Here is a 3,369-nt window from a genome sequence, read left to right as displayed (position 1 = left end):
ATTCCCGTCCGCGGGGTGGGCGAGAAGACGGAGCAGAAACTGTGGCGAAACGGCGTCACCCACTGGGACGAGTTCGACCCGTCCCACGTCGGGAGCGCCACGGGCGACCGAATCGAGTCGTTCATCGCCACCGCGAGCGAGCACCTGGACGACGGCAACTCCGCCTTCTTCGCCTCGGCCTTTCCCTCCAGCGAGAGTTGGCGATTGTACGAGAACTTCCGCTCGGACACCTGCTTCTTCGACATCGAGACCACCGGTTTGAGCCACTTTTCGAGCGTCACGACCACCGTCAGCCTCCACCGCGACGGCGAGACGAAGACTCTCGTCCGCGGCGACGACCTGACCGCCGAAGCCCTTCAGCGTGAACTCGGCGAGTCGGACCTCGTCGTCTCGTTCAACGGTAAACGCTTCGACCAACCGTTCCTCGAACACGAGTTCGACCTCTCGCTCGACACGCCGCACGTCGATCTGATGTACACCTGCAAGCGCCTCGGTCTCACGGGTGGTCTGAGTGCCGTGGAATCCGCCCTCGGAATCTCCCGCGGCGGCATGGACATCGGCGGCGAGGACGCCGTTCGCCTCTGGCACCAGTACGAAGCGGGCGACGAGGAGGCACTGGAAACCTTGATCGAATACAATCAGTACGACACGCAGAACTTGGAATCGATTCTGGAACACGCTTGCGACGAACTCCATCACGACGTCTTCGCCCAACACGTGGAATAACGGGTTGTTTGGTGGACTTCGTGTTCGATTTCGACTGCGCGTGAATTCCGGTTTTGATCGTTCTGCGATTGCAGTTACTGGAGGGGGATTTCGTATCTCAAAGGCTCGTCCGTGCCACACGGCGCGCGTGAGAAACGCGCGCGAGGGATGAGCGACGCCGTGACAGCAAGGAGCGGCGGAGAATCGGTTGGGGAGGGTGTGGCGGTTGCGGTAGCGGTATGATGCGGCTCGGTTACTGAAATCAAAGCAAACCTAACCCTCCCCCTTCGAAGCGAGTGGGTTGGAGGCTTTCGAACTCGTTGTGACGTTGCGCCAGTACTTTTCAGTAGGTTCCAGTACTGGTCCTCTCACCATTCCGCGACGGCACGAACCGGCCCACCATCTGCATCCGCCACGGCTAGCGGAAACGCCGAGAGTCGAAACCGCTCGGGAAGCCCGTCCAGATTCGTCAGGTTCTCCAGGATGAGGTGGTCGCTGCCGAGGAGTGCGTGGTGGGCGGGGATGCCGTCGGGTTCGTCGTCGCGGGCGTTTTGGGTCGGTGTGGGGTCCACGTTGAGGGCGTCGATGGCGACGTGGTAGTCGCGTTCGGCACACCACGCCGCGGCGTCGGCCGTGAGATACGGGTGGTCGAAGTAAGCGTCGGTTCCCCAGTGAGCGTCCCAGTCGGTGTGGAGGACGAGCAGGTCCGCGTCGGCCGGATTCGGTAACCCATCACGCTCGATGGGTTCGCGTGGGTTCGCCCCCCGACAGTCCACGAGACGGGCCTCGAACGCGAACGTCCCGACGGAAAACGAATCGAGGGTCCGGCCGTCGGGTTCGGTGTGGCTGGGGGCGTCGATGTGTGTCCCGCTGTGGGTTCCGAGTTCGAGGCTGGTGACGCGGTAGCCATCCTCCTCGTGGGTCGCGTGGGGGGTGCACTCGACGTGCGGGTCGCCGGGGTACACCGTCGTCGCGGGGGTCAACGGATGGGTACAGTCGCGTAACATGTTCGTTCGATTCTCGAACCTGTGTGATAAAAATCTCGTCGCCCGATTGCCCTACTTAAAACATCGTATTACTACCACTCGTCATTCGATTACGGATTATATATTCCGACAGAAATATAGCCTTCCACTGGACATCTATATCAACGCGCGCATGAGTGATTCTAAACTGACAAAAATTCCAACTGGAACACCGGGTCTCGACGAGATTCTACGGGGTGGATTTATTGCGGAACGAAGTTATCTTCTCCGGGGTGATCCGGGGACGGGCAAAACGATTCTTGGAATGAAGTATCTCACGGAAGGTGTCGATTCGGACGAGACGGTACTGTTCGTCAATCTGGAAGAATCCGAGGACGACATCCGTGACAACGCTTCCACGCTCGACATCGATCTCTCCGACGTTCATTTCCTCGATTTGAGTCCCGACTCGGACGTGTTCGTGGACGAGCAATCGTACGACATCTTCACGCCCAGCGAAGTGGAGCAGGAACCGCTCACGCAGGCGATCACGGACCGTGTCGAATCCATCGACCCGGACCGGGTGTTTATCGACCCCCTCACTCGACTTCGTCACCTCACGTCCAACGACTACCAGTTCCGGAAGCAGGTCATCGCGTTCATGCACTACCTGAAAGAACAGGGTGCGACCGTCCTGTTCACGTCACAGCACAGCGATGAGTCGTCCGACGACGACCTTCAGTACATGACCGACGGTACCATCGAACTCGAACACACCGCACACGGACGGACGATCAACGTCTCCAAATTCCGTGGGTCGTCCGTCAACGAGGGTGACCACGCGATGCGGATTCAGGACGGCGGCATCGCCGTCTATCCCGAACTCACTCCGGGCGAGTACTCCAAGGAGTTCGAACTCGACGCCATCTCCTCGGGCGTCCCCGAGGTGGACCAACTGCTCAACGGTGGATTCGAACGCGGGACCATCACCATCCTCAGCGGGCCGACCGGCGTCGGGAAGACGACCGTCGGGACGCAGTTCATGAAGGAGGCCGCCGGACGTGGCGAGCGGTCGGTCATGTACATGTTCGAGGAGACGCTGGAGACGTTCCGCGAACGCAGCCAAAATATCAACATCCCGGTCAAGCAGATGGAAAAACAGGGCTCCCTCACGGTCGAGGAGATGAAACCACTCGACTGCTCGGCGACCGAGTTCGCCCACCGGGTACGGATGGACGTCGAGGAGAACGACACCAGCATCGTCATGATCGACGGCATCGACGGCTACAAACTCTCGCTCCGGGACAACGACGACCGCGTGTTGGTTCGCAAACTCCACACGCTCTGTCGCTACCTGAAGAACATGGGAATCTCCGTCATCCTCGTGGACGAAATCGACACCGTCACCGGCGAATTTCAGGCGACCGAAGCGGGAATCAGCTATCTCGCCGACAATATCGTTTTCCTCCGCCACCTCGAACTGGCGGGTGAGATGCGCAAGGCAATCGGCGTCCTGAAAAAGCGGACGAGCGACTTCGAACGGATGCTCCGCGAGTTCCAGATTACCGAACACGGACTCAAGGTCGGTGAACCGTTGAACGAACTCAGCGGTGTTCTCTCTGGTTCTCCTGATTGGGCACGGGAACGATCGGAGACGTACAATGAGTGAAGCGGCCCTCATCCTCGCGCTGGGCAAGCG

At 59.8% G+C, this 3,369-nt stretch carries 3 protein-coding genes; 2 read left to right on the top strand and 1 reads right to left on the bottom strand.

The features are described from left to right. Positions 1 to 726, top strand: a 726-nt coding sequence (locus WBV42_RS07110) for a ribonuclease H-like domain-containing protein (protein ID WP_423985410.1), incomplete at its 5' end; no start/stop codon positions are given. A gap of 347 nt (positions 727 to 1,073) precedes the next feature. Here WBV42_RS07110 and WBV42_RS07105 read toward each other — a convergent pair. Further along, positions 1,074 to 1,712: a cyclase family protein gene (locus WBV42_RS07105; protein WP_423985409.1), complete on the bottom strand. Its 639-nt coding sequence runs from the start codon at positions 1,710 to 1,712 to the stop codon at positions 1,074 to 1,076. Positions 1,713 to 1,863: 151 nt separating this feature from the next. Here WBV42_RS07105 and WBV42_RS07100 point away from each other — a divergent pair, with 151 nt between their 5' ends. Further along, entirely contained in the window at positions 1,864 to 3,339 is a 1,476-nt protein-coding gene (locus WBV42_RS07100) for an ATPase domain-containing protein (RefSeq protein ID WP_423985408.1), read from the top strand. The last annotated feature ends 30 nt before the right edge of the window (positions 3,340 to 3,369 follow it).

It is taken from the genome of Haladaptatus sp. (assembly GCF_049589095.1).
Lineage (GTDB): Archaea > Halobacteriota > Halobacteria > Halobacteriales > Haladaptataceae > Haladaptatus.
The sequence above is the reverse complement of the archived record's forward strand: the minus strand, read 5'-3'. Positions and strand labels throughout refer to the sequence as shown.